The sequence below is a fragment of the Bacillus sp. SCT118 genome, assembly GCF_058566435.1.
The window spans coordinates 989,566-1,014,559 of record NZ_CP191225.1 but is presented as its reverse complement, the minus strand read 5'-3'; the positions used below and the strand labels follow the sequence as shown (position 1 = coordinate 1,014,559).

28 protein-coding genes and 2 pseudogenes are annotated in these 24,994 nt (G+C 43.1%); 15 read left to right on the top strand and 15 right to left on the bottom strand.

The window, feature by feature from the left end; genetic code table 11:
- Positions 1-342 precede the first annotated feature (342 nt).
- From nupN to maeN, 5 genes are all read left to right on the top strand, one after another.
- Positions 343-1,422, top strand: coding sequence for a guanosine ABC transporter substrate-binding protein NupN (gene nupN, locus ACQVGT_RS05055; protein WP_015384509.1), 1,080 nt, complete (start codon positions 343-345; stop codon positions 1,420-1,422).
- Positions 1,423-1,496: 74 nt separating this feature from the next.
- On the top strand, positions 1,497-3,029 hold the full coding sequence (gene nupO / locus ACQVGT_RS05050; RefSeq protein WP_015483627.1) for a guanosine ABC transporter ATP-binding protein NupO: 1,533 nt from the start codon (positions 1,497-1,499) through the stop codon (positions 3,027-3,029).
- Positions 3,022-4,068, top strand: coding sequence for a guanosine ABC transporter permease NupP (nupP, locus tag ACQVGT_RS05045; protein WP_015483628.1), 1,047 nt, complete (start codon positions 3,022-3,024; stop codon positions 4,066-4,068). The genes nupO and nupP overlap by 8 nt, the downstream gene beginning before the upstream one ends.
- Positions 4,069-5,028 (top strand): guanosine ABC transporter permease NupQ, encoded by a 960-nt coding sequence (gene nupQ / locus ACQVGT_RS05040; protein WP_015384512.1) that lies wholly within the window; start codon positions 4,069-4,071, stop codon positions 5,026-5,028. It abuts the gene before it with no gap.
- A gap of 154 nt (positions 5,029-5,182) precedes the next feature.
- Complete coding sequence (gene maeN, locus ACQVGT_RS05035) at positions 5,183-6,529, top strand: sodium/malate symporter MaeN (RefSeq protein WP_015483629.1); 1,347 nt, start codon at positions 5,183-5,185, stop codon at positions 6,527-6,529.
- A 35-nt stretch (positions 6,530-6,564) separates the two neighbouring features.
- On the opposite strand, the gene ACQVGT_RS05030 is transcribed toward maeN, so the two are convergent.
- The gene (locus ACQVGT_RS05030) at positions 6,565-6,780 is read right to left on the bottom strand and encodes a hypothetical protein (RefSeq protein ID WP_015483630.1); all 216 of its coding nucleotides are present in this window, start codon (positions 6,778-6,780) and stop codon (positions 6,565-6,567) included.
- A gap of 230 nt (positions 6,781-7,010) precedes the next feature.
- On the opposite strand from ACQVGT_RS05030, the gene ACQVGT_RS05025 reads away from it, so the two are divergent.
- Genes ACQVGT_RS05025 through mnhG form a run of 7 tightly spaced genes read left to right on the top strand, consistent with a single transcriptional unit; the run spans position 7,011 to position 12,779 of the window.
- Positions 7,011-9,416, top strand: a complete 2,406-nt coding sequence (locus ACQVGT_RS05025; protein WP_015384515.1) for a Na+/H+ antiporter subunit A — start codon at positions 7,011-7,013, stop codon at positions 9,414-9,416.
- Positions 9,409-9,840, top strand: coding sequence for a Na(+)/H(+) antiporter subunit B (locus tag ACQVGT_RS05020; RefSeq protein WP_003228819.1), 432 nt, complete (start codon positions 9,409-9,411; stop codon positions 9,838-9,840). Before ACQVGT_RS05025 ends, ACQVGT_RS05020 begins: the two co-directional genes overlap by 8 nt.
- On the top strand, positions 9,840-10,181 hold the full coding sequence (locus ACQVGT_RS05015) for a Na(+)/H(+) antiporter subunit C (protein WP_003220730.1): 342 nt from the start codon (positions 9,840-9,842) through the stop codon (positions 10,179-10,181). The genes ACQVGT_RS05020 and ACQVGT_RS05015 overlap by 1 nt, the downstream gene beginning before the upstream one ends.
- Positions 10,174-11,655 (top strand): Na+/H+ antiporter subunit D, encoded by a 1,482-nt coding sequence (locus tag ACQVGT_RS05010; RefSeq protein WP_015384516.1) that lies wholly within the window; start codon positions 10,174-10,176, stop codon positions 11,653-11,655. The genes ACQVGT_RS05015 and ACQVGT_RS05010 overlap by 8 nt, the downstream gene beginning before the upstream one ends.
- A 5-nt stretch (positions 11,656-11,660) precedes the next feature.
- The gene (locus ACQVGT_RS05005) at positions 11,661-12,137 is read left to right on the top strand and encodes a Na+/H+ antiporter subunit E (protein WP_003228815.1); all 477 of its coding nucleotides are present in this window, start codon (positions 11,661-11,663) and stop codon (positions 12,135-12,137) included.
- Positions 12,137-12,421, top strand: a complete 285-nt coding sequence (locus ACQVGT_RS05000; RefSeq protein WP_003228814.1) for a Na(+)/H(+) antiporter subunit F1 — start codon at positions 12,137-12,139, stop codon at positions 12,419-12,421. The genes ACQVGT_RS05005 and ACQVGT_RS05000 overlap by 1 nt, the downstream gene beginning before the upstream one ends.
- Positions 12,405-12,779 (top strand): monovalent cation/H(+) antiporter subunit G, encoded by a 375-nt coding sequence (gene mnhG, locus ACQVGT_RS04995; protein WP_014477830.1) that lies wholly within the window; start codon positions 12,405-12,407, stop codon positions 12,777-12,779. Before ACQVGT_RS05000 ends, mnhG begins: the two co-directional genes overlap by 17 nt.
- Positions 12,780-12,817: 38 nt before the next feature.
- Here the strand turns inward: mnhG and ACQVGT_RS04990 are convergent, their stop codons facing one another.
- The 6 genes and pseudogenes from ACQVGT_RS04990 to degQ form a co-directional block, all read right to left on the bottom strand.
- Entirely contained in the window at positions 12,818-13,198 is a 381-nt protein-coding gene (locus tag ACQVGT_RS04990) for a hotdog fold thioesterase (protein WP_015483631.1), read from the bottom strand.
- A 17-nt stretch (positions 13,199-13,215) separates the two neighbouring features.
- Positions 13,216-13,860: pseudogene (gene comA / locus ACQVGT_RS04985) on the bottom strand (two-component system response regulator ComA).
- Between the two features lie 80 nt (positions 13,861-13,940).
- Positions 13,941-16,241 (bottom strand): histidine kinase, encoded by a 2,301-nt coding sequence (locus tag ACQVGT_RS04980; RefSeq protein ID WP_046340263.1) that lies wholly within the window; start codon positions 16,239-16,241, stop codon positions 13,941-13,943.
- A gap of 11 nt (positions 16,242-16,252) precedes the next feature.
- On the bottom strand, positions 16,253-16,417 hold the full coding sequence (comX, locus tag ACQVGT_RS04975; RefSeq protein WP_015384519.1) for a competence pheromone ComX: 165 nt from the start codon (positions 16,415-16,417) through the stop codon (positions 16,253-16,255).
- Positions 16,418-16,429: 12 nt separating this feature from the next.
- Positions 16,430-17,290 (bottom strand): polyprenyl synthetase family protein, encoded by an 861-nt coding sequence (locus ACQVGT_RS04970; protein ID WP_015483633.1) that lies wholly within the window; start codon positions 17,288-17,290, stop codon positions 16,430-16,432.
- A gap of 184 nt (positions 17,291-17,474) precedes the next feature.
- On the bottom strand, positions 17,475-17,615 hold the full coding sequence (gene degQ / locus ACQVGT_RS04965) for a degradation enzyme regulation protein DegQ (protein ID WP_003220708.1): 141 nt from the start codon (positions 17,613-17,615) through the stop codon (positions 17,475-17,477).
- A 221-nt stretch (positions 17,616-17,836) separates the two neighbouring features.
- Here degQ and ACQVGT_RS04960 point away from each other — a divergent pair.
- Both ACQVGT_RS04960 and ACQVGT_RS04955 read left to right on the top strand, forming a co-directional pair.
- Positions 17,837-17,899, top strand: a pseudogene (locus tag ACQVGT_RS04960) (hypothetical protein); the annotation flags it as partial.
- 177 nt (positions 17,900-18,076) lie between these two features.
- Positions 18,077-18,445, top strand: a complete 369-nt coding sequence (locus ACQVGT_RS04955) for a YuzC family spore coat inner layer protein (RefSeq protein WP_015483634.1) — start codon at positions 18,077-18,079, stop codon at positions 18,443-18,445.
- Here the strand turns inward: ACQVGT_RS04955 and pdeH are convergent.
- From pdeH to ACQVGT_RS04920, 7 genes are all read right to left on the bottom strand, one after another.
- Positions 18,421-19,650 carry a cyclic di-GMP phosphodiesterase gene (gene pdeH / locus ACQVGT_RS04950; protein WP_003243525.1) on the bottom strand — a complete coding sequence of 410 codons (1,230 nt, stop codon included), beginning with the start codon at positions 19,648-19,650 and terminating at the stop codon, positions 18,421-18,423. The two genes, ACQVGT_RS04955 and pdeH, sit on opposite strands and share 25 nt — an antisense overlap.
- 136 nt (positions 19,651-19,786) lie before the next feature.
- On the bottom strand, positions 19,787-21,259 hold the full coding sequence (locus ACQVGT_RS04945; protein ID WP_003228788.1) for a nicotinate phosphoribosyltransferase: 1,473 nt from the start codon (positions 21,257-21,259) through the stop codon (positions 19,787-19,789).
- Between the two features lie 15 nt (positions 21,260-21,274).
- A complete protein-coding gene (locus ACQVGT_RS04940) occupies positions 21,275-21,826 on the bottom strand; it encodes a cysteine hydrolase family protein (protein WP_014477836.1) in 552 nt (183 codons plus the stop codon).
- A 96-nt stretch (positions 21,827-21,922) separates the two neighbouring features.
- A complete protein-coding gene (locus ACQVGT_RS04935; RefSeq protein ID WP_015483635.1) occupies positions 21,923-22,321 on the bottom strand; it encodes a YueI family protein in 399 nt (132 codons plus the stop codon).
- 71 nt (positions 22,322-22,392) lie between these two features.
- Positions 22,393-22,641, bottom strand: coding sequence for a YueH family protein (locus ACQVGT_RS04930; protein ID WP_003228783.1), 249 nt, complete (start codon positions 22,639-22,641; stop codon positions 22,393-22,395).
- 72 nt (positions 22,642-22,713) lie between these two features.
- On the bottom strand, positions 22,714-22,935 hold the full coding sequence (locus ACQVGT_RS04925; RefSeq protein WP_015384524.1) for a spore germination protein: 222 nt from the start codon (positions 22,933-22,935) through the stop codon (positions 22,714-22,716).
- A 59-nt stretch (positions 22,936-22,994) separates the two neighbouring features.
- Positions 22,995-24,104: an AI-2E family transporter gene (locus ACQVGT_RS04920; RefSeq protein ID WP_015483636.1), complete on the bottom strand. Its 1,110-nt coding sequence runs from the start codon at positions 24,102-24,104 to the stop codon at positions 22,995-22,997.
- A gap of 114 nt (positions 24,105-24,218) precedes the next feature.
- Here ACQVGT_RS04920 and ACQVGT_RS04915 point away from each other — a divergent pair, with 114 nt between their 5' ends.
- Complete coding sequence (locus ACQVGT_RS04915; RefSeq protein WP_015483637.1) at positions 24,219-24,608, top strand: DUF2283 domain-containing protein; 390 nt, start codon at positions 24,219-24,221, stop codon at positions 24,606-24,608.
- Between the two features lie 40 nt (positions 24,609-24,648).
- On the opposite strand, the gene ACQVGT_RS04910 is transcribed toward ACQVGT_RS04915, so the two are convergent.
- Positions 24,649-24,885, bottom strand: a complete 237-nt coding sequence (locus ACQVGT_RS04910; RefSeq protein WP_003220677.1) for a YuzF family protein — start codon at positions 24,883-24,885, stop codon at positions 24,649-24,651.
- Between the last annotated feature and the right edge of the window lie 109 nt (positions 24,886-24,994).

Below are 24,994 nucleotides of genomic sequence, written 5' to 3'. Positions count from 1 at the left end.
AATAGATACTTTTTAAAAAAATTATGCGAAATTCTATTTATTTCTTATTAGTTAAATGATAAATTATGATTGGTAAGTTGATCCCGAAAAACTAAGTCATAAGTCTTACTTCAGAAAACGATGTCACGGTTTTCCGCCCGGAACGCCTTCCGCATCCTTCTCTTCCCCGCCTTTCGAAGGAAATACTCACACCACGCTTATTCAGGGAAGAATAGAACTGTCTCAGCGCATTCCATTTGTTATTATCAGAAAATTTTATCGATTATAAGAAATTGTTCAGGACAGCCCATCACATGACTGGCCGGATCAGCTTTGAACCAAATTTTTCTGGGGGGTTATATCTTGAATAAACGAAAAATCGGATTGGCGATGTCACTTGTGATCGCAGCAGGCACCATATTAGGAGCATGCGGAAACAGCGAAAAAAGCAGCGGCTCAGGCGAAGGCAAAAACAAATTCAGTGTGGCGATGGTTACTGACGTAGGCGGAGTGGATGACAAATCCTTCAACCAATCAGCCTGGGAAGGCATCCAAGCCTTTGGGAAAGAGAATGGGCTGAAAAAAGGCAAAAACGGTTACGACTACCTTCAATCCAAATCAGATGCAGACTATACAACGAACTTAAATAAATTGGCGCGTGAGAATTTTGACTTAATTTACGGCGTCGGCTACTTAATGGAGGATTCAATCAGCGAAATTGCTGACCAGCGCAAAAATACAAACTTTGCGATTATAGATGCTGTTGTCGATAAAGACAACGTCGCAAGTATTACGTTTAAAGAGCAGGAAGGCTCATTTCTCGTCGGAGTGGCCGCAGCCCTATCAAGCAAATCAGGAAAAATCGGCTTTGTAGGCGGCATGGAATCAGAGTTAATCAAAAAATTCGAGGTCGGCTTCCGTGCCGGCGTGCAAGCAGTTAACCCTAAAGCCGTTGTAGAAGTGAAATACGCAGGGGGGTTCGATAAAGCCGATGTCGGTAAAGCAACCGCCGAAAGCATGTATAAATCAGGCGTAGATGTTATTTATCACTCTGCGGGCGCCACTGGCACAGGCGTCTTTACTGAAGCGAAAAACCTGAAAAAAGAAGATCCAAAACGCGATGTCTGGGTCATAGGTGTCGATAAAGACCAATACGCAGAAGGCCAGGTAGAAGGAACAGATGATAACGTCACCCTCACTTCCATGGTGAAAAAAGTAGATACAGTCGTTGAAGATGTAACGAAAAAAGCGAGCGACGGAAAGTTCCCGGGCGGCGAAACACTTACCTACGGGCTTGATCAAGACGGAGTCGGCATTTCTCCATCTAAACAAAATCTATCGGATGATGTGATCAAAGCGGTCGATAAATGGAAGAAAAAAATCATCGACGGATTGGAAGTCCCGGCAACCGAGAAAGAGCTGAAAACCTTCAAAGCTGAATAAGAATCGCAGGGATAAGGAGGTCGAGCCCTTATCCCTTGTTTTTCTTTTATTTTGAAAAAAGGAGCGGTCAATCAATGGAATATGTCATTGAAATGCTCAATATCCGTAAAGAGTTTCCTGGTATCGTCGCCAATGATAATATCAATCTTCAAGTCAAAAAAGGCGAAATACACGCGTTGCTCGGTGAAAACGGGGCGGGGAAATCAACGTTGATGAATGTCCTTTTCGGACTGTATCAGCCGGAGCGGGGTGAAATTCGGGTGCGCGGCGAGAAGGTGCACATCAACAGCCCGAACAAAGCGAATGACCTTGGAATTGGAATGGTACACCAGCACTTTATGCTTGTTGACACCTTTACAGTTGCTGAAAATATTATTCTCGGGAAAGAGCCAAAGAAGTTTGGCAGAATTGACCGGAAGCGTGCTGGCCAAGAGGTGCAGGACATTTCCGATCGATACGGCCTGCAGATCCATCCTGAAGCAAAAGCAGCTGACATATCAGTCGGAATGCAGCAGCGCGCAGAAATATTAAAAACCCTCTACCGCGGTGCCGACATTCTGATTTTTGATGAACCGACGGCTGTTTTGACGCCTCATGAAATTAAGGAACTGATGCAAATTATGAAGAACCTGGTCAAAGAAGGGAAGTCCATCATCTTAATCACCCATAAGCTGAAAGAGATTATGGAGATTTGTGACCGCGTTACGGTTATCCGTAAAGGAAAAGGCATCAAAACCCTTGATGTCCGTGATACAAACCAAGACGAACTCGCCAGTCTAATGGTCGGCCGTGAGGTATCGTTCAAAACCGAAAAGAGAGCTGCTCAGCCGGGAGCGGAAGTGCTTGCGATTGACGGCATAACTGTAAAAGATACCCGCGGAATAGAGACAGTCAGAGATTTGTCTCTTTCTGTCAAAGCGGGAGAAATAGTCGGCATAGCCGGCGTCGACGGAAACGGGCAATCAGAGCTGATCGAAGCGGTGACAGGACTCCGCAAAACAGATTCAGGAACAATCACCTTAAACGGAAAACAGATCCAAAACCTGACGCCAAGAAAAATCACTGAATCCGGGATCGGGCATATTCCTCAGGATCGCCATAAACACGGTCTCGTCCTTGATTTTCCAATCGGAGAGAATATCCTGCTGCAAAGCTATTACAAAAAGCCGTATTCAGCATTGGGCGTTTTACATAAAGGCGAAATGTACAAAAAAGCACGCAGCCTGATCACTGAGTACGACGTCAGAACGCCGGATGAATATACACACGCGCGGGCATTGTCAGGCGGAAACCAGCAAAAAGCGATTATCGGGCGGGAAGTAGACCGAAATCCTGATTTATTAATCGCCGCCCAACCGACTCGCGGCCTTGATGTCGGAGCCATTGAATTTGTCCATAAAAAGCTCATTGAGCAGCGTGATGCCGGGAAGGCCGTTCTTCTCCTCTCGTTTGAGCTTGAAGAAATTATGAATCTCAGTGACAGAATCGCCGTTATTTTTGAAGGACGCATTATCGCCAGCGTTAATCCGCAGGACACCACTGAACAGGAGCTTGGTCTCTTGATGGCCGGAAGCACACAAAAGGAAGCGGGGAAAGCAAATGGTTAAACGACTCTCTCATTTACTCGTGCCGCTCATCGCAATCATCCTTGGTCTTGCGGCCGGCGCGTTGATTATGCTTGTGAGCGGCTACAGTGTGGCCAGCGGATATTCGGCTTTGTGGAATGGGATATTCGGAGAAATCTATTATGTCGGAGAAACAATCCGGCAAATTACGCCTTATATTTTATCCGGATTGGCTGTCGCCTTTGCATTCCGAACCGGACTCTTTAATATCGGCGTCGAGGGCCAGCTGCTCGTCGGCTGGACAGTAGCGGTTTGGGTCGGTACGGCGTTTGACGGACCGGCATATATTCACTTGCCGCTCGCATTGATTACAGCGGCAGCTGCAGGAGGATTATGGGGGTTAATTCCCGGCATTTTGAAAGCGCGATTTTACGTTCATGAAGTCATTGTCACCATTATGATGAATTATATCGCGCTGCACATGACCAATTACATCATTTCAAACGTTTTGACAGATCATCAGGACAAGACGGGGAAAATTCACGAATCCGCCTCCCTCCGCTCTCCTTTTCTTGAACAGATCACCGATTACTCACGGCTGCATTTGGGAATCATCGTTGCCCTTCTCGGAGCAGTTATCATGTGGTTTATCATCAACAAAACTACAAAGGGATTTGAGCTCCGGGCGGTCGGGTTTAACCAGCACGCTTCCCAGTATGCCGGCATGAGCGTGCGGAAGAATATCATGACCTCCATGCTTATCTCCGGCGCTTTTGCAGGCCTTGCCGGAGCCATGGAGGGCCTAGGAACATTTGAATACGCAGCAGTGAAAGGCGCATTTACCGGCGTAGGCTTTGACGGTATCGCTGTCGCTCTTCTCGGGGGAAACACAGCCGTCGGCATTGTACTGGCTGCATGCCTGCTTGGCGGGCTGAAAATCGGCGCATTAAATATGCCGATTGAATCAGGCGTTCCATCAGAGGTCGTTGATATTGTGATTGCCATTATTATTCTGTTTGTGGCTTCAAGCTATGCGATTCGTTTCGTCATGGGCAAATTGAAGAAAAAGGGGGCGAACTAAGTGGACATTGTGCAGATTTTATCTATCATTGTCCCTGCCACACTCGTCTATGCGGCCCCGCTTATTTTAACTGCTCTCGGCGGCGTGTTTTCCGAGAGATCAGGTGTGGTAAATATCGGTCTAGAAGGCCTCATGATTATCGGGGCGTTCACCAGCGTGTTATTTAATTTATTTTTTGGTCCGGAATTAGGTGCCGCCGCACCTTGGCTTTCGCTCCTTGCCGCCATGGCAGCAGGCGCCCTGTTTTCACTTATTCACGCGGCAGCGGCGATTTCGTTTCGCGCCGACCAGACAGTCAGCGGTGTCGCCATTAACATGCTGGCGCTTGGGGCAACTTTATTTATCGTCAAACTGATCTACGGCAAAGCGCAGACAGACAAAATTCCAGAGCCTTTTTATAAGACAAAAATCCCCGGTTTGGGCGATATTCCCGTCTTGGGAAAGATCTTCTTTTCGGATGTCTATTATACGTCTATTCTTGCAATAGCACTTGCCTTTATTTCCTGGTTTATCTTGTTCAAAACGCCGTTCGGCCTTCGTATCCGTTCTGTCGGAGAGCATCCGATGGCGGCCGATACGATGGGAATCAACGTATATAAAATGCGCTACATCGGCGTGATGATCAGCGGATTGTTCGGCAGTCTCGGCGGCGGCGTATATGCCTCCACAATTGCGCTTGATTTCACGCACTCTACCATCTCCGGGCAAGGCTTTATCGCCCTGGCAGCGCTTGTATTCGGAAAATGGCATCCGATCGGAGCACTGGGGGCCGCCCTGTTTTTCGGATTCGCCCAAAGCTTAAGCATCATTGGATCGCTGCTCCCTCTTTTTAAAGACATACCAAATGTGTATATGCTGATGGCTCCTTATGTCTTAACGATTCTCGCTTTAACGGGCTTTATCGGGCGGGCAGATGCGCCAAAAGCCAATGGCGTGCCTTATATTAAAGGAAAAAGATAAAACATTCTCCCCTGGGAAGACGATTCTCAGGGATTTTTTTCTAATCCAAAAGACCCCCTTATTTTAATTGTTTATTAGTTTTTTAACTTAAAAAAATATGAAGTGTTAACGCTTTCTTGTAGACTGTAACAAACAATACATGGGGGTGTATGACATGGGAGCAATTCCAAAAACGGGGACAATATCACCTGAGCAAAAAGACTCACAGGGGAAAAACCTGTTTCAAAAAATCTGGTCTTGGGAAATCGGTGTGATTCCTCTGCCATTATACACAGTATTAGCTGTTATTATTATTCTTGCAGCCTATTACAATGAGCTGCCGGCAAATATGCTTGGCGGGTTTGCCATCATTATGATTCTTGGTGTGTTTCTCGGAGACATAGGCCAACGCATACCGATATTGAAGGATATTGGCGGCCCTGCTATTTTATCTTTGTTTGTTCCTTCATTTTTAGTCTTTTACAATGTACTGAATTCAACATCTTTAGACGCTGTAACCAACTTGATGAAAACGTCTAACTTCCTTTATTTCTATATCGCTTGCCTTGTTGTGGGAAGTATCCTCGGTATGAACAGAATTGTTTTAATACAGGGGTTTATCAGAATGTTCGTTCCACTGGTTGCAGGAACGATCGCGGCCGTTACAGCCGGCATCCTTGTCGGATTTATTTTTGGCTATAGTGCCTATGATTCCTTTTTCTTTGTTGTTGTCCCAATTATTGCCGGGGGAATAGGTGAAGGAATTTTGCCGCTTTCAATCGCCTATTCACAAATACTGGGCTCATCCGCTGATGTATTTGTGTCTCAGCTGGTTCCAGCCGCAATTATAGGAAACGTTTTTGCTATCATATGTGCAGCCTTAATGAAAAAGCTTGGCGATAAGCGTCCAGATCTAAATGGGAACGGACGTCTCGTAAAATCTAAAAAAGCAAATGAGATTTTCAATCAAAAAGAAGCCGAAGCAAAAATTGATTTTAAACTAATGGGAGCAGGAGTTCTGCTCGCGTGTACATTCTTTATTTTTGGCGGGTTATTGGAGAAATTCATCTTCATCCCGGGCGCGATCTTAATGATTATTTCAGCTGCGGCTGTCAAGTATGCGAATATTCTTCCGAAAAAAATGGAAGAAGGCGCTTACCAGCTTTATAAGTTTATTTCTTCAAGCTTTACATGGCCGCTGATGGTCGGTCTCGGCATCCTCTTTATTCCGTTGGATGACGTAGCGTCTGTGATTTCTATTCCGTTTGTCATCATTTGTATTTCAGTTGTTATCGCGATGATTGGTTCTGGATATTTCGTAGGCAAGCTGATGAACATGTACCCGGTTGAATCCGCAATCGTTACCTGCTGCCACAGCGGCCTCGGCGGAACGGGTGATGTTGCCATTTTATCGGCATCAGGAAGAATGGGCCTTATGCCGTTTGCCCAAATTTCAACCCGTCTCGGCGGTGCAGGCACAGTTATTTGCGCGACAGTGCTGCTTCGTTTTTTCACTTCATAAACAGAAAGAGTTCCGTTTTATGCGGAACTCTTTTTTTATTTATTCACAATCCGAATATACTCTCGGGGACCAAACGGCAGATCCTTTGATTCCGTCTCACTCATTCTGGCTGACAGGTGGTGCTCCAGTAAATACAGCTCCCACTCATCACTAGCCGCCACACCGCTGCGCCCGTCATATTGATTCAACATGAATGCCCCTGCAAATACTGAGCAGAATAAACCTGAGCACATCACGACTTTTCTTTTCACATGACCAGCTCCTTTCCTTCAGCTTGATCAGGATTGATTTTAAATATACAAATAACCTCTTTTTTGTTAGACTTATTTTGAGGTCAAAAGAACTCATAAAAACCCATTACAGCAGTTCGAAGCGTGGCAGCTTGCAGAAAAGTGCGATATAATTTGGACTAGGTCGTTTGACCGTATATTTCATACATAGCGCATTTTTCAATTGAGAACGAGAAAAGGAGGTCTTATCTTTGCAGCTCTTACATCTTGCTATTTTATCGCCTTTTTTATTTGCTTTTATCATTCCCTTCTTGGCAAAATACGCAAAAAGAGTGCATACGGGCTGGTTTGTGTTGATCCTGCCCGTCTTGCTGTTTATATACTTTCTCCCAATGATCAGGATGACACAATCTGGAGAAACACTTCGATCGGTATTAGAGTGGATTCCGTCACTCGGCATTAACTTTACCGTTTATATAGACGGCCTCGGGTTATTATTCGCCTTACTGATCACAGGCATTGGCTCTTTAGTCACTCTTTACAGCATTTTTTATTTATCGAAAGAAAAAGAACAGCTTGGGCCCTTTTATGTCTACTTATTGATGTTCATGGGCGCCATGCTCGGCGTCGTTCTAGTAGACAATGTCATGGTTCTCTACATGTTCTGGGAGCTTACAAGCCTTTCATCCTTTTTGCTGATCGGCTATTGGTATAAGCGGGAAAAGTCGCGCTATGGCGCAGCCAAATCACTTTTGATTACGGTCAGCGGCGGGCTGTGCATGCTCGGCGGATTTATTCTCCTTTATTTGATAACGGATTCCTTCAGTATTAGAGAGATGGTTCATCAGGTTCAATTAATTGCCGGCCACGAATTGTTTATCCCGGCTATGATTCTCATTTTATTAGGGGCTTTTACGAAATCAGCGCAATTTCCTTTTTACATCTGGCTCCCTGACGCGATGGAAGCTCCGACGCCTGTCAGCGCTTATCTCCATTCAGCCACTATGGTAAAAGCCGGCATTTATGTGATTGCGAGATTCAGTCCTATTTTCGCCTTTTCAGCTCAGTGGTTTTGGATCGTGTCCCTCGTTGGCCTCTTTACGATGGTTTGGGGTTCATTCCATGCCGTGAAACAAACTGATTTAAAATCGATTTTGGCGTTTTCAACCGTCAGCCAGCTCGGCATGATCATCTCCATGCTCGGAGTCAGTGCTGCGGCCCTTCATTACGGCCATACAGAATATTATACAGTTGCCGCTATGGCTGCCATTTTCCATTTAATCAACCACGCTACTTTTAAAGGAAGCTTGTTTATGGCAGTCGGGATTATCGATCACGAAACAGGCACACGGAATATCCGGAAGCTAGGCGGCCTGATGGCGATTATGCCGATTACATTTACCATTTCCTTAATCGGGACATTTTCAATGGCCGGCCTACCGCCGTTTAACGGATTTTTGAGTAAAGAAATGTTTTTCACAAGCATGCTTCGCGTGACACATTTCGACCTGTTCAACGTGCAGACATGGGGCGTTCTGTTCCCTGTTCTCGCCTGGATCGGAAGTGTATTTACGTTTATCTACAGCATGAAATTGCTGTTTAAAACATTCAGAGGAAGTTACCAGCCTGAACAGCTTGAAAAACAGGCTCACGAAGCGCCTGTCGGCATGCTCGTACCACCGGTCATTCTTGTCGCTTTGGCTGTCAGTCTCTTCTTTTTCCCGAATATATTGTCGTACAGCCTGATAGAGCCTGCGATGAACTCAATCTATCCGACACTGCTGGACGGCCATGAGAAATTCCACGTTCACATTTCACAGTGGCATGGGGTTACAACGGAATTGCTCATGACTGCGGGTATTGTTGTGATCGGAACAATTGGTTATTTGTCGCTGAATAAGTGGAAGGGAATCTATAAACTGTTTCCTTCGAAACTCACACTCAACCGGTTATACGATAAGCTTTTGACTCTGATGGAGAAAGGCTCTTACCGGGTCACAAAACAATATATGACCGGGTTTTTAAGAGATTATTTGCTGTATATCTTCGCTGGTTTCATCATTCTGATAGGCGGAGCTTTTGCCATTGAAGGCGGATTTTCATTTAAAACGGAAGGCATGGCTAAAATCGGCGTATACGAAATCATTTTGACGCTTGTCATGATCAGCGCCACAGTGGCGACTGTTTTTGCTAGGTCAAGACTAACGGCGATCATTGCACTCGGTGTTGTCGGTTATACACTTGCATTGTTTTTTGTCATTTTCAGAGCGCCGGACTTGGCATTGACTCAGCTCGTCATTGAAACGATTTCTGTGGCACTGTTTCTGCTTTGCTTCTACCATTTGCCGAAACTGAGGCTGAAAACAAAAACGAGAACGTTCCGGATGACGAATTTTATCATTTCTTTAGGCGTCGGTATTATCGTTACTCTGCTCGGTATCGCATCCTCAAGCCAGCGGACAAAAGACAGCATTGCGTCCTTCTTTGTCAAACACAGCCACGATCTCGGCGGAGGAGATAATGTCGTCAATGTCATTCTTGTTGATTTCAGGGGATTTGATACAATGTTTGAAATTACGGTATTAACGATAGCCGCTCTCGGCATTTACAGCATGATTAAAACAAAAGTAAAAGAGGAGGGGAAAAGCGGTGAATGAACAAAAAACAAATGATTTGATTCTTCAAACCGCGACAAAGCTTGTATCCTTTATCATTTTGCTTTTCTCTTTCTATTTATTTTTATCAGGGCATAACGCGCCCGGAGGAGGCTTTGTCGGCGGACTGATCACGTCCTCTTCCATCGTTCTCTTGCTTCTGGCATATGATTTAAAAACCGTGCGTTCCCTTTTGCCGGTCAATTTCATTTATGTCGCGGGAGCCGGCCTTCTGCTCGCTGTATTAACAGGCGTTGGCTCCTTTGTCTTCGGAGCTCCTTTTTTAACCCACACATTCGGATACTTTCAGCTGCCGATCCTTGGGAAAACGGAGCTCGCCACAGCGACGATATTTGATTTAGGCGTTTATCTTGTTGTCGTAGGCATAACGATGACCATTATTCAAACGATTGGAGAGGAAGAATAATGGAAATCTTAATGGCTGTATTAGCCGGTATTATTTTTATGGCTGCTACGTATTTGCTGCTGTCTAAAAGCCTGCTTCGCGTCATTATCGGAACAGCACTGTTAAGCCATGGCGTCCATTTAATGCTTTTGACTATGGGAGGATTAAAGAAAGGCGCCGCTCCGATTTTGAGCGAGCATGCCAAATCATTTGTCGATCCGCTTCCGCAAGCCCTGATTTTGACCGCAATTGTCATTTCTTTTGGCGTTACATCATTCATCCTCGTCATGGCCTTTCGCGCTTATCAGGAATTGAAATCGGATGATATGGATCAAATGAGGGGAAATGATCAACATGAATAATTTTGTTATTTTGCCAATCCTGATCCCGCTTTTGTCGGCTATTCTTCTGATTTTCATGACGAAGAATCTTATGCTCATGAGAATCTTCAGCACGGCGGCATCGGCCATCGGGATTGTGATTAGCGGCATACTTGTACAGACTGTCTTCACAAAAGGTATCCAGATACTCAGCTTAGGCGGATGGAAAGCGCCGTACGGCATTGTGCTTGCCGCAGACCAATTCGCCAGCCTTCTCGTTCTCACAACAGCGATCATCGGTTTATTGGTTGGGCTTTATTCTTTCCGTTCTATCGGTGAAAAACGGGAGCGCTCCTTTTACTACTCCGGCGTTCAGTTCTTGCTTGCCGGCGTCAGCGGAGCGTTTTTAACAGGCGATTTATTTAATATGTACGTATTTTTTGAGCTTCTGCTTATTGCTTCCTATATGCTGATTGTATTAGGCGGCACAAAAATTCAGCTGCGGGAATCCCTTAAATATATTGTGTTTAATATCGTATCGTCTGCCCTGTTTGTCATAGGGGTCGGCTTTTTATACGCTGTAACCGGTACGTTAAATATGGCGGATCTTAGCGTGAAAATCAGCGAAACAGGACAAACCGGGCTGATCACTGTGATTGGTGTCCTGCTGCTTTTGGTATTTGGCATGAAGGGCGGAATCTTCCCCCTCTACTTTTGGCTTCCAGGCTCTTATTACGCGCCACCGGCAGCAATCTCCGCGTTGTTCGGCGCTTTGCTGACAAAAATCGGGTTATATGCGATTGCGAGGGTTTTCACATTGATTTTTATTCACGATACAGCCTTTACCCATCAGCTGATGATTTGGCTGGCGGCGCTGACTGTGATTTTTGGTGTGATCGGTTCACTCGCTTATTCGAATGTCATGAAAATTGTGATCTATAACATTATTACCGCTGTCGGCGTGATTTTGTTCGGTGTGGCAGTACACACACCCGCATCCATTCAGGGCGCGATCTACTATCTGATTCACGATATGCTGATTAAAGGCGCTTTGTTTATGCTGGCGGGTACGCTGATCGCATTGACTGGAACTGCGAACCTGCATAAAATGGGCGGGCTGATCAAACGCTATCCTGTTCTTGGATGGATGTTTTTCATTTCTGCTATTTCTCTTGCAGGCATTCCGCCACTGAGCGGATTTGTCGGCAAATTTAAAATTGCAGAGGGCGGCTTCGCAGAAGGTGAATTTACGATATCCATGCTGATTCTGCTTTCGAGTCTGCTCGTACTGTACTCTGTGCTGAGGATCTTTATACATGCGTTTTGGGGCGAAGAAAAAGAAACGCCAAAACCAAATCATCGAACAGCTAAAGGACTTCTTTATCCGGCAGCTATTTTTCTCTTGCTGTCTCTTCTCTTCGGGTTGGGTACAGAATGGGTGTCGCCTTACGTTGATCAAGCGGCCGAGACGCTGCTGAATCCGGAAAAATATATCGAAGCTGTTCTGAAGGAGTAGATCGCATGGCATTTCAAATTTTATTAAATGTGTTTCTCGCTTTTTGCTGGATGTTCTTAAGCAACAGTCCAAGCGCCGCAGGATTCATTACAGGCTATATTCTGGGAATGCTCTCTCTCTTTTTCTTCCGGCGCTTTTTCACTCGCCAGTTTTATCTATGGAAATTGATTTCTATCATCAAGCTCTGTTTCATTTTTATAAAGGAACTGTACCTTGCCAATGTCAGTGTGATGAAATCAGTCTTATCTCCAAAATTGAATATCAGACCGGGTATTTTTGCTTTTAAAACTGAACTGACGAAGGACTGGGAAATCACCCTGCTTTCTCTGCTCATTACATTAACGCCGGGAACCTTGGTGATGGATATTTCAGATGACAGAACAATACTTTATATTCATGCAATGGATATCGAGGATGCGGAAAAAGCGATTTTTGATATTCGGGAGTCATTTGAAAAAGCCATACAGGAGGTGAGCCGGTGATGTTTACGCTGATCCTGCAAATCGCACTCGGCATTATGGCAGTGTCTACCTTTTTGTATGTCATTCGTGTCATTAAAGGGCCGACTGTGCCTGACCGGGTCGTGGCTCTGGATGCAATCGGCATCAATCTGATCGCAATCACGGCGCTTGTCTCCATTTTGCTGAAAACAAGTGCGTTTTTGGATATTATTTTGCTGCTGGGGATTTTATCGTTTATCGGAACGATCGCATTTTCCAAGTTCCTGGAGAAAGGAGAGATTATCGAAAATGATCGAAACCGCTAAAGTCGTTGTGGCTGTATTCATATTGCTGGGCGCTCTTGTATGCCTCATTGCTTCATTTGGCGTACTTCGCCTTCCCGATGTGTTTACACGCGCTCATGCTGCTTCTAAAGGCTCAACATTAGGTGTCAATATGATTCTGCTCGGTGTCTTCTTCTATTTGTGGTTTGTGACGGGGGAGCTCTCCGCTAAAATCCTGCTTGGGATTCTCTTTATCTTTATTACATCGCCTATCGGCGGGCACTTGATCTGCCGTGCTGCGTATAACTCCGGCGTCAAGCTTGATGAGAGAAGCGTACAGGATGACTATAACGGAATCAGAAACTTTGTGATTAAACGAAAAGAGGATTCTTATTTATAAAAATAAGCAGCCGGACAGGCAGAGTTCCGGCTGTTTTTTTATTTCTTGATGACAGCCAGTGTGCATCTGGATATACAGATCAGCCTCTCTTGCTCGTCATATATGTGAATGTGATAGACAATCGTCGTTCTGCCGATATGAACGGGCTCGGCTACCGCCTTTACCGTTCCTTCCTTTACAGATTTTAAATGGTTGGCGTTAATCTCCAAACCGACACAAGCTTGTGTTGAATGATCAATCAGGTTCTGTGCACCTGCGCTCGCTGCGGTTTCTGCTAGGGCCACTGAAGCGCCCCCATGCAAATATCCGAACGGCTGCACCGTCCGATGATCCACCGGCATAACCGCAATGCATCGTTCCGCTGTGTTTTCAACAATCTCAATACCAAGCGCTTCAAGCAATGTGTGTTTCGTATCCATCATTACACCCCCCTAATTTAAAGTACACCGTCTGATTTCGCAATCAAAACCGCTTCCGTCCGGGAACCGACATTCAGCTTATTGAAAATCGATGTCAAGCTGTATTCAATGGACCGCTTGCTTAAATGAAGGGCATCTGCGATTTCTTGGTTTGTAAATCCCTTTTCAACTTCTTGAAGAATCAGGCATTCTCTAGGTGTGAGCACATCTTGTTCTTTTTGAGAGGAAGGAGCCGGCTTTGTTTTTTGCTGAGTCATCAGCTGTTTAAAGTAAGCAAAATCGACTAAAATTTCTCCGTTGAGTACGTGGTATATGTATTGGGTGATCTTTTCTTTAGATTCCGTTTTGCTGATGGCACCGTGCAGACCCGCACGAATCGCTTCCTCGAAATAATCCTCGACCTCATAACCGGTATACACGATAATTTTACAATGAGGATTCTCTTGTAAAATCTGTTTAGAAAGCTCCATCCCATTGACCTCGCCGCCTAAATTCAGATCCATTCAAATGAGATCATATGACGAGAAATCATGCTGCTTGATAAACTGTTCGCTCGGTTCAGGACTGAGACAATCAACAGACAGATTCGAATCCGTTTCCAAAATTGTCTTGGTGCCTTCCATGACAGCCGGATGGTCATCAATCACTAGTATCTTTTTCATGTTTTCCTCCCTTTTACTCACTCTTTTCCATTTTATAAAAAAGACTTGGCCTGTGCCAAGTCGTTTCCGTTATAAATCCATTACAATTCGATTTCAATATCAGCCTTAAAGCCCTTTCCTTCACTTGTTTCAATCCGAAGGCGCCCATCTAAAGCCCTGACTCTCTCCTTAATGCCAGAAAGCCCCATGCTCATGGAATGCTCAGTATTCTTTTCCTGATCAAACCCTACGCCATCATCCTCATAATGAAGAACGATTTTGTTTTGAATACTGATGAGCATAATCAGCACATCCGTCGCCTGAGAGTGCTTAACCGCATTAGACAGAAACTCTTGAATGATCCGGTACAAATTCAGCTGCGAATCCAGATCAAGGGAAGCCGTAAATCTCCCAGTATTTAAACGGATATGAAACGGAACCCGCTCCTGCTGCTGCGCCACCAGCTTCGACAGCGCCTTCACCAATCCAAGATCATACAGAAGCTGCGGCCGCAGCTCATGACACGTCTCCCTCGTCATCGAAATCACATCAGACATCTGCTCATTCATCTGTACAAGCTTGTCCTGCACCTCTTCACGGCACGGATTATCACCCTTCTTAAAATCACCCAAAAACAGCTCACACTGGCGTTTTAAGGAGATCAAATCCTGAAGAACCGAATCGTGGAGATCGCGGGCGAGATCCGAGCGTTGTTTTTCCTCGATCGTATACATGAGTTTTTTGAGCCATACGGGGTTGGATTCTTGTTGTTTTATTTCTTCTAAATGACTCATCAGTTCTTCAATTTTCATGACGTTTTCGATCGATACGTTTGTATAAAAAGCCAAAGTTTTCAGCCAAGAAAGTTCTTCGAGTGTGAGACGAGGCGTATTCATTTTAGATAAACAAAGGATCACAAATGATTTACCACCGCGTTCACCTATTTTCATGACAAAACCTTTATTAAATTCAACGATTTTCCCTATTTCGGATGTTACTTTTCTAAATTCTTTTTGATAGACTTTTTCAAATGAATTTTGATTAAGTTCTTCATAGAGTTTAATACTTCCATCAACTGAAACCTCATAAATATGGGCTCGGCTTACAAGCGAAACCTCAAGTATTGTAGTTTTCAGTTCCTCAAATACTTGGATCAAAGAAGTTGAATCTCTAATCAGCTGCGTAAATTTATATATACTGTCTTGATAATTAAATTTTTCCGAAACTCTTTTTAATCTAAATTTGAAATCAAGTACTTCCTTATAATAAAAGACCGCCACCATAATAATATACATAAGAATCGCCAGTCTGAAATAATAGAAATCTCCAGCTGGATTTCCTATTAACTCGAATACCGTAACTAAAATAATTGTGGGCGTTAATGCTAATACTCCATAATATTTTAACCTGCTTAAAATAAAATCCACATTATAAATTTTATTTGTCATAAATTGATAAACCAAAGAGAATGGTATTAGGAACATAAATGAAGCAGCTACAAAAGAAGAAATCCCATCAGTGCTTAAGAATACATAAGGTATTATATATAAAAACAAAAACGGCGAAAAAGATAAGATATTAATTATGGTAAGAACTTTTATAATATGTGCTTGTTCAGTATCCTTACTTTTAATTAAAATAGATCCAAAATATACGCTCACGATTATAAATGAAATAAAGAACGAAAGTAAATTTATTTTAGGCACATAATGTCTAAAGAAAAGTTGAGTTCGCAACAATTCAAAAACTAGATTTAGTACTGGAATTGCATATAATATAAAAACTTTTTTGTTAAATAACACAGTGCCAAGTTCTTTAAAATACTGATACAAGAAAAGAAGATAGTTAAACATTACAGATGTTAAAGTGAATACCATTATACATCTGCTTAACCAATCTCCCTTTGCAGATCCACCCGCACTTAAGTATGCTAAAGAAGCAGATAACAAGAAAATGATTAAAATCAAAGCAGAGAGTAGTTTTTTCGATTCATTTATTTTTAGAATGAAGAAACAACAAAATAGACAGGCTATATAAAATATTAATGGGATCACAAAAGTAGTAAAATTCCCATCATTCATTAAATCAGGCTTAATTTTAACCTTTTCTCCATCTCTCTCGACGACTATTGAACTCACATGGTTTGAATTATATTTTTGAACTTCAAGAGGACGCTTAACTTTATGATTATTAATACTTTTGATGACGTCCCCTTTTTGTATGCCTGAGTAATAAGCCGTAGAAAATTCCTCAATATTTGTTATTACAACTTCATTGTCTTGATTTTCAGCTACTGCTGCACCAACTAAAAGTTTACTCGAACTTATATACGTTAAATAAGTTACATAGACTAAACTAACTAAAATCAAAAAAATTGAAACTTTGTTGTACCATGCCTTCATTTATTAAAGCCTCACGAAGGAACCCAATTACCATTAGTATAAATTTGCAGCCCTCTAAAGGCATCAACTATACTTTTCAATTGATCCTTATCTATATTTAATAAAGAGGCTCTGCCTTCCATGACCTCATCTAAAACTTCTGGATTTTTTACTAAGTATCCGACTATTTCCTGCATATAAATCCTCCTTTATTTTATGATTCCTGTTATTAATTTTTTTATTTTATTCTCTTGCAATTCTAATCTAGCAATTTCTTTCTTTAGTTTTTGTAATGACAAGTGTTTCATTACAAGTAAATATTGCACTACGCCTGCCTCAGTTAATTTTTCTTTTATTTGTTTGGGATTCAATGATAAGAACAACTCAGCATTTTCATACCAACTCAAGATTTCTGCAGAAGCTGCATTAAAACGTTTATTTAAGTATAAGTATGCCAATGTGTTTTTCTTCTGAATAAAATCGTTATTTAAATAATATAAACCTTGGTAATCATTTTCGATTTGTGCAATAATCCCAAGTTCATAAGAATAAGAAGCTACAATGGGATGGTATTTGCCTGTTGCCAACATTACTCCCATTACACAGGGCAATGCCGTTAGCGCTCCTGATTTATTTTTGATCATTTCAAGACAGGCTTCTTCAGTTTGCGGCGCATTCACAATATCATCATGCTGGCCTTGAATTGATTGTAACGCAAAATTCAATATCTCTTGTGTAAATTCTGGTTCATGACTAGCTTGACACATCACTTGTATACTTAGGGTGTAAAGAGCTGTAACTGCATTTAAAGCGATTGACGAGTCAATCTTCATCCAGACAGCACTTCCATTATCTTGATCCTCTAAGTCATCATAAATATCGAATGAGAGTATAAGCAATTCAATTCCGGCAGCTAGCAATTCGATTGCTTTTTGGTCCTGACCGTTAAAAGCTAAATAATGATGAAGAGCCAAATCGGCAAACTCAAACGTATCCTTAGACTCAATAAAATTCTGAAGATATCGTTCCAAGTCCTGATTCATTATTTTTTGGCTTACAATCTCCTTCATTTTCTCCTTGATCCGGACAGAATCTAAACATATCTGCTCAATAACGACTTCCCCCCTCCCATTCCATTTTACTAAATGGGACATTTAAAGGACAGCAGGTTTTTCGTTTTTTAACAATCATATAATACTTTATCCATTTATTGTATCGGTAGAACGAAAAAAAAGACTTGTTTCCAAGTCTTTTTCACGAAATTTTCATTGCATAATTGTATTTATCGAGTTGATCAATGCTTTTGTTAATGTTTCGTAATGAATCTGTCGTTTCTTTAATATCAAGTTCGAGTCGGAATAACAATTGTTTTACTTCTTCAAGTTTCTTTTCCATCGTTTCCACACTCCTTTTTTTGAAAGATCAATGAATTGTGTATGGTGAACGAGTCCTAGGTATTTGATCTGTTACTAATAGTGTATCTGCTTTCGGCTCATTTTTCACCGAAAAGTATGCAAAAAAGTCCTGCGTGACACCGCAAACATCAATAGGTCCTTATACTCAAAGGGATCACAACAAGAACGGGACTATTTTTCTATGTGCAAGAGCTTACATTTCTGCTCAAATTGAGAAAGATTCTTAATTCCCTTGATTTTAACGTGTTTCGCATTTTCACTAAGTAAGACTATAGTCCTTCATACCGTATTTTCAAAATTGAATATGCGATTCTTGGCGTTTCCTGACCGACAAACACCGAAAAAGACCGCAACGCTAAAGTTGTGGCCTTTTCGCTTTGTCATATTCGGCAATTAGGGATCTATACATATAGAAACATCCCTTTTGTGTGAGGTGCTCCCATGAGATATCGTTATCCCTGGTTTTACGTGTATCCGTATGAGGTACGCCGTCCGCCCGCTCCTGCCAACAATATTGATACCTTTATCCGTTCAGCGAAGCAGGCCGCGGGGATATTTGCGGATGCCCAGCTCGTTCTCGGCCGCATTGCGGGCTCGCGGGAGCTCTCGCGCCGCATTCTGACCGCAGCCGAGCAGTCCGATAAACAAACCATAAGGCGCCTGATCAAACAAATGGGCGTCCGGCATGAAGTGGATACGGTCTTTAATCCCGACGGCATCTACATCAGCCTTATCGGAACGCAAAGCCGAATGATTCTTGCTTTGCGGTGGTCAGAGGACCGCAATCATTTTGCGTCCATAAGATTATGACACCATTCCAGAGCCTCAAGATAACATTCATACGCTTCTTCTTTGTCGAGTTGATTGCCTAATTCCGAGCAAGTGTCCCAGTTGTTGCTTTCAATTAATTTCACAAGCTCAAGCATTTGGTAGTAGTCGTTTTGATGGCCTAATAATGCTTGCCCGACTTCATCTTTTAAAGGCAACTCTTGAACAATTTCCTCTATTTCTCTATGCAGGAGGGTGTCTATGAGAGAAAACATTCCGATTAGCATATAAGAAGCAGGCTGCGGCCGGGATGTCTTTCTCGCCAGCAGTTCGCAAAGCTTTGCTCTTATCAAAGAAATCTTAATGATTTCGTGCTTGCTGGAATGCCCTTTCCTGCTTAAATCCTTAAAGGAAAGAATATATATCCACCGTTTGATTTCATTAAATCCCAGCAGCATAATGGCCTGTTGAATGCTTTCAATTTTCTGGCTCAAACGGCTGTGGGATGAGTTTAAAAATTTTAAAATTTGATAGGACAGTGATAAATCCCGCTCTATGTACTCTGTCACACGCTTTATGTTAGGCTGCTCTTTGCTCAGTTCGTTAAGCAGTTCATAGTAAGAATAGAAATGAGTCGATAGGTCATGCCCGCTGATGATGCGCGGCTCGCTGAAAAAGTAGCCTTGGAATAATTGAAAGCCGTCTTGGACCGCCTGTTTATATTCTTTTCGGGTCTCTACTTTTTCCGCTAAAAAAATCAGGCCGCGACAGCCGTAGGTTTGCAAAATTGTTCTGCGTTCCATTCGTGTTGTTTTGAGAAAATCAATTTTCAATATATCAATATAGCTCATGAGTTTTTCCAGTAAGTCCTCATCTTGCGGGTTTATTGCATAAAAATCATCAAGCGCCAGCATATACCCCATTTTTTTCAATTCTTTGCATCTAGAAATGAGGGCCGGCGTGATCGGTATATCTTCAAGGATTTCAATGACAAGCTGTTTCGGATTGAAGGAGGTGGGAAGATTCGAAAACATCAGGCTTTCCGTAAAATTAACAAAACAGCGTTTCCCTTCCGTCAGCTTCTCAATTCCGATGTTTAAAAAGCTGTTGATCACCAAATCTGTTGTTGCCTGATCGCCGTCTTTAGCGCTATACACGTTCTCTTCGCTTTCTCTATACAGCAGTTCATAAGCAACAACCTGTTCTTTTCTATTAAAAATAGGCTGTCTTGCAACAAACACCCTCATTGATTTATCCCCCTTACAATACGCGCGGCTTTCACCCCTAAGTATATCAAATAATTTGACGAAAATTGTCTAAACATGAAAAATAATATATACATAAAGAAAACTGGCCCTTCGCGAACGAAAGGCCAGTTTTTCTTTATTCTTCCTCAAGCTCTTCTTCAATTCTGCTTTTCACTTCGTGGATCCGCTGCATTTTATTGCTCCAGCAGTCCTCGCTTAAATCAACCGGGTATTCCTCCGGCTTGCTGATTCTCTTATATTCCTCCCAAAGCAGGCTGAGGTTATCCTGCACATACTGCTGTATGTCTGAAATCTCAGGGTTTTGGTAGCAAAGAATACCCTTCTCAAAAATCAGCTCATGAAGATCCTTCGCATAAAAATTCGTGACAAATTTGCTGATGAATGTATGAACCGGGTGAAACATTCTGAGCCGCTTCTGATCATTCACCTGCTCATCATAAAGCGCAATATAGTCGCCTTCAGAATGATGGTTGGACTGATTAATAATGCGGTAGACTTTCTTTCTGCCCGGCGTCGTCACTTTTTCAGGATTGGACGAAATTTTGATCGTGTCGACCATTTTCCCGTCTTCTTCAATGGCAACGAGTTTATAAACTGCGCCGAGAGCCGGCTGGTCATAGGCAGTGATCAGCTTCGTACCGACACCCCAGACATCAATGCGCGCTCCCTGAGCCTTTAAATTCATAATAGTGTGCTCATCCAAATCGCTTGAAGCAATCACCTTCGCGTCTGTAAATCCTGCTTCATCAAGCATTTTCCGGGCTTTTTTTGACAGGTACGCCAAATCGCCGCTGTCCAGACGGATGCCAATGAAATTAATGCGGTCGCCGAATTCCTTGGCAACCCTAATCGCGTTAGGCATGCCTGAACGAAGCGTGTCATACGTGTCAACTAAGAAGACGCAGTCCTTATGTGTTTCCGCGTATTTTTTGAAAGCTGTATATTCATCGCGGTAAGCCTGCACAAGCGCATGCGCATGTGTGCCGGAAACCGGGATATTAAAGCGCTTTCCGGCTCTTACATTGCTTGTCGCGCTAAAGCCGCCGATTAAGGCTGCTCTCGCTCCCCACATGGCCGCATCCATTTCGTGCGCCCGTCTTGTTCCGAATTCAAGCGCAACTTCATCACCAATGACGCCTTTAATCCGGGCAGCCTTTGTTGCGATTAATGTTTGATAGTTCACAATGTTGAGCAAAGCCGTTTCAATCAGCTGAGCTTCTACCAGGGGTGCCTCCACCCTCATAATCGGCTCATTGTTAAAAACGAGTTCTCCTTCTTTCATGGAGTAAAGTGAACCTGTAAAAGATAAGCCGCGCAAATATTCAATAAAATCTTCATGATACCCGAGTTCATCCTGTAAATAACTCAAATCGCTATCCGTAAACTTGAAATTTTCCAAGTATTCAATGGCTTTTTCCAAGCCCGCAAATACGGCATAGCCATTTTCAAACGGAAGCCTTCTGAAAAACAGCTCAAAAATCGCTTTCTTTTCATGAATGCCGTCTCTCCAGTACGTTTCCGCCATATTGATCTGATAAAGGTCTGTATGTAATGACAGGCTGTCATCTTTAAATCCGTACTCTAACACTGTTTTTCCCCTTCCTTACTCTGCCACTTGCGCTCCGATGCTGTTTGCAAAATGGGAAAGAGCCCATGCGTGCCCCTCCTGATTAAAGCTGGCAACAGCTTGTTTATGCACAACAATCCGAAAACCTTTGTTGTATGCGTCAACAGCTGTATGCAACACACAAATATCTGTGCAGACACCGGCAAGATGCAGTTCGCCAATCTGCCGCTCTCTGAGTTTGAGCTCTAAATCAGTTCCCGCAAAAGCAGAATATCTCGTTTTTTCCATGTAGTAAACATTAGGTTCATGTTCATGTTTCTGATATAGAGGCAAAAGCTTTCCGTACAGATCTTTTCCTTCCGTGCCTTTTATATTATGCGGAGGAAAAAGACGGGTTTCAGGGTGATATTGATCCCCTTCATCATGAGAATCTACTGCTAATACGACGTAATCACCGTTTGTGATGAATTCTTCAGTTAAATTGACGATCGCCTCTTCAATCATTCTGCCGGGCTCCCCGCAGGTCAATTTTCCGTCACTCGCCACAAAATCATTCGTATAATCAATACAAATAAGTGCTTTTTTCATAGCCGGCCTCCCCGCCATCAGTATGAGAACATTATATCTTATCTCCAGTTGTAAGTGAATTGCCATGAACAAAAAGACAAACGGTCCGTTTGTCTCTTAAGATTTCAGCACTGACCGATTATAAATGTCGTCCTGAATATATATCAATTCACGATTCACAGCGATGTCAGCCGCAATGACGAGGCCTAAAGGCGTATGAAACTGAAGATCAGATACAATCTTGAAGGGCACTCCGTACCGGTTCGCCATTTGGATATAAGGAGAGTAAGACTGGTACTGAAGCTTTCCATTAATCAAAAGGGTGACGTTATGGCTGTTTTCCAGCTCGTGCTCTGCCTCTTTATACGGTTTGCTTCTAAGCACCTGTCCCTTCGTCAGTGCCAAAACGACTCTTTCTCTTAAAGAACCTAAAAACAAATGGCGCTCGTCAGGCTTTGTCTCCAAAGGCCCATACATTCCTTGCTGCAAATAGAGATCCATTTTATCTTCACTCAAAAGCCTGTCCTCCCGTCTTGTTTGTCTTCATTATCACCTGATCAGGCAGGAGCTAAACTTTCAAGCGCCGCTTACATTTCTGTTACCCAATGAATGATTTTTTTGGCCAGCTCACCAGCAGGGGTTTCCTCTGTATGCCGGCGCAACGACGCTTCCAGCCGTTCAGGCAGAGTTGCTTTATCTTCTTCATAGGAAATGATCGTGCTCCACTCCAGCTGCGGTACCGCTACAAGCGTGCGCAGTTCTTTTCTGTTTTCATGCAGATACACGTCCGTGATCATTCCGGTTTGCGTATTGATATTTGCTTTTCTGATTTTCATAACATGACCTCTCTATTCAAAGACTACCCATATTATACAATAAAAAAGCAACAGCCTCTTGTGAAAAGGCTGTTACCCGTTAAACGAAACTGTTTCATCAGTGATATCGGCATCTTTGAAGAGAGTTTTACTCGTTTGGTTGTTAATCTTCACAAAATCACCAAGCTGAAATGCGCCTGACCCCGCCCCTGAATGAGCGACGCTTTTGGGCGAAATCGCAAATACGTCTCCAAAGCTTGCCGCGGCATTACCCGTAACTGACATGATATAAATCGGCCCCACAATTGCAGGCATTTCCCCACCTCCGCATTGATTTACAGCATCATATGCAAAGAGCCGCTAATGGTGCCCGCCTATTCAGCTGGCTTTGCGTTTTCCTCGAGTCGTGACCGCTGGCGCAGCTTGATCAAGCGGACAATATTCAGGAAGAACGCCTTCACTACCGCATAAACCGGCACCGCTAAAATCATGCCGAGAATTCCGCCGAAGCTTCCCGCTCCGATTAACAGCAAAATAATCGTAAGCGGATGGGTATTCAGCCGCTTTCCGATCACAAGAGGAGACAGCAGGTTTCCGTCCAGCTGCTGAACGATGACGACCACAATAATCGCAAACAGCGCTTTGGCCGGCGAGTCCATAAAACCGACAATGACAGCCGGTGCGGCACCGAGAAAAGGCCCGACATAGGGAATGATATTGGTAATCGCCATGACAATCCCGAGAATCAGGGCATACGGCAGTCCGGCAATTAAATAGCCGATAAAACACGCTGTCCCGACAAAAAGACAGATTAACAGCTGACCCTGGAAGTATGCCGCAAGCGTATCGGATAAATCTTTAAAAATCTTTAAGCCTTCTGTCCGATAAGAAGCCGGAAGAATTTTTACTGCCAAATGCGGAAAGCGGTGTCCGTCTTTCAGCATGTAAAAAAGGATAAATGGAACAGTAATAATAACAAGCGTGATGTTTGTCACGACGCCAAACACCGCAGATAAACTGGACGTGATATTTTGCGGCAGGTTTTGGAGAAAACTTGTCAATGACTGTTCAATTTTTGATATCGATACATAATCCTGGTTCATCATCCAGGTAAACCATTGAGAATGGGACAAATCCTTTGTCAGCGCCTGAATCTGTTTTATATAATCAGGAAGGTTGTTAAACAGCCCTGTCACCTGTGAGGTGATGATAGGTCCGACTGACGCTGAAATAAAGGCAAGCAAACCGATAAACAGTAAATAGATCAATAGAATGGATAATGTCCGCGGAATTTTTTTCTCAAGCAGGCGGACAACCGGATTAAATATGAAATACAAAATTCCCGCAATCAGCATCGGGAAAAACAATGTCGAGATAAAAACAATAAACGGCTGAAATACAAATGAAACTTTTGTTGCTACATAAATAATCAGCAAAACAAATAAAATCTGCAATGTCCAAAAATGGACTTTTGATTTCAACAAGCTTTGTTCCTCCTAGTTTTTCTTTGTCTGTCAGATAAAAGAACTTATACCCCATCATTGTAACAAAAATGAACTCATATCAGAACTCTTAATATAATGAAAGGAGTGTTGGTGATGAAGGCCGTGACATACGATACAGATTCAGAACTGGCTTATATCTATGTTCATCCTCCGGAAAAGAACAGGAATATGCGGTCTGAGGAGCTTAAGGTCAATGATTGTATCCTGCTGGATATCGACCAAGACGGCAAAATTGCCGGATTCGAATGTTTTGGTAAGGCAGCACACCTCTGTGCCCCATTTACCGGGAAATCCCGGCTTTATGTAAAAGATTCAGACGGTTATCATTTTCGTGTCCGACAGCATGCTTCAATCCGTTCCTGCTATACAGTGTACGGCGTCACTTTCTGTTTTTCAGATGGTAACTATCAGGAATTTGCCGGTTTTGACCTTGACGGAACAATGTATCATAGTACATTTTTACAGCGCTTAACTGAAAAATAGGACGTCCTGTTGTACGCCTATTTTTCATGCGCAAGCACTGTTAGACCCGCTCACTGTAATCTGGGGTGACGGAAATCATGTGCTGGATTCTGATCAAACAAACAGAATTTCGGGCTCCTTCAATTGTGATATGGTCAGGTTTTACATCGATCAGTCTGCCTCTGACCGTATCTCGTACTGTCTGTATAACGAACCTTGAGCCGATGAGCTTTTTAATGGTCTGATAGACATAAGGATCGACTAAAGAGACCAGTTGCGGACTACCTTGGTTGACCATACTTTTATCCCCTTTGTGTGTTTTATCTCAGCTTATGCCGCGCTTATGGATAATGACACAGGCTTACCTGATAAAACAAAGGGGTGCGGAGATTTTAGGAGAATACGTT

What these genes read in the sequence shown, in the direction of transcription:
- nupO (WP_015483627.1), top strand. Translation starts at nt 1,497, where the DNA reads ATGGAATATGTCATTGAAATGCTCAATATCCGTAAAGAGTTTCCTGGT.
- nupP (WP_015483628.1), top strand. Translation starts at nt 3,022, where the DNA reads ATGGTTAAACGACTCTCTCATTTACTCGTGCCGCTCATCGCAATCATC.
- maeN (WP_015483629.1), top strand. Translation starts at nt 5,183, where the DNA reads ATGGGAGCAATTCCAAAAACGGGGACAATATCACCTGAGCAAAAAGAC.
- ACQVGT_RS05015 (WP_003220730.1), top strand. Translation starts at nt 9,840, where the DNA reads ATGGAAATCTTAATGGCTGTATTAGCCGGTATTATTTTTATGGCTGCT.
- ACQVGT_RS05010 (WP_015384516.1), top strand. Translation starts at nt 10,174, where the DNA reads ATGAATAATTTTGTTATTTTGCCAATCCTGATCCCGCTTTTGTCGGCT.
- ACQVGT_RS05005 (WP_003228815.1), top strand. Translation starts at nt 11,661, where the DNA reads ATGGCATTTCAAATTTTATTAAATGTGTTTCTCGCTTTTTGCTGGATG.
- ACQVGT_RS05000 (WP_003228814.1), top strand. Translation starts at nt 12,137, where the DNA reads ATGTTTACGCTGATCCTGCAAATCGCACTCGGCATTATGGCAGTGTCT.
- mnhG (WP_014477830.1), top strand. Translation starts at nt 12,405, where the DNA reads ATGATCGAAACCGCTAAAGTCGTTGTGGCTGTATTCATATTGCTGGGC.
- ACQVGT_RS04990 (WP_015483631.1), bottom strand. Translation starts at nt 13,198, where the DNA reads ATGGATACGAAACACACATTGCTTGAAGCGCTTGGTATTGAGATTGTT.
- ACQVGT_RS04980 (WP_046340263.1), bottom strand. Translation starts at nt 16,241, where the DNA reads ATGAAGGCATGGTACAACAAAGTTTCAATTTTTTTGATTTTAGTTAGT.
- comX (WP_015384519.1), bottom strand. Translation starts at nt 16,417, where the DNA reads ATGCAGGAAATAGTCGGATACTTAGTAAAAAATCCAGAAGTTTTAGAT.
- ACQVGT_RS04970 (WP_015483633.1), bottom strand. Translation starts at nt 17,290, where the DNA reads ATGAAGGAGATTGTAAGCCAAAAAATAATGAATCAGGACTTGGAACGA.
- degQ (WP_003220708.1), bottom strand. Translation starts at nt 17,615, where the DNA reads ATGGAAAAGAAACTTGAAGAAGTAAAACAATTGTTATTCCGACTCGAA.
- ACQVGT_RS04955 (WP_015483634.1), top strand. Translation starts at nt 18,077, where the DNA reads ATGAGATATCGTTATCCCTGGTTTTACGTGTATCCGTATGAGGTACGC.
- pdeH (WP_003243525.1), bottom strand. Translation starts at nt 19,650, where the DNA reads ATGAGGGTGTTTGTTGCAAGACAGCCTATTTTTAATAGAAAAGAACAG.
- ACQVGT_RS04940 (WP_014477836.1), bottom strand. Translation starts at nt 21,826, where the DNA reads ATGAAAAAAGCACTTATTTGTATTGATTATACGAATGATTTTGTGGCG.
- ACQVGT_RS04930 (WP_003228783.1), bottom strand. Translation starts at nt 22,641, where the DNA reads ATGAAAATCAGAAAAGCAAATATCAATACGCAAACCGGAATGATCACG.
- ACQVGT_RS04925 (WP_015384524.1), bottom strand. Translation starts at nt 22,935, where the DNA reads ATGCCTGCAATTGTGGGGCCGATTTATATCATGTCAGTTACGGGTAAT.
- ACQVGT_RS04915 (WP_015483637.1), top strand. Translation starts at nt 24,219, where the DNA reads ATGAAGGCCGTGACATACGATACAGATTCAGAACTGGCTTATATCTAT.
- ACQVGT_RS04910 (WP_003220677.1), bottom strand. Translation starts at nt 24,885, where the DNA reads ATGGTCAACCAAGGTAGTCCGCAACTGGTCTCTTTAGTCGATCCTTAT.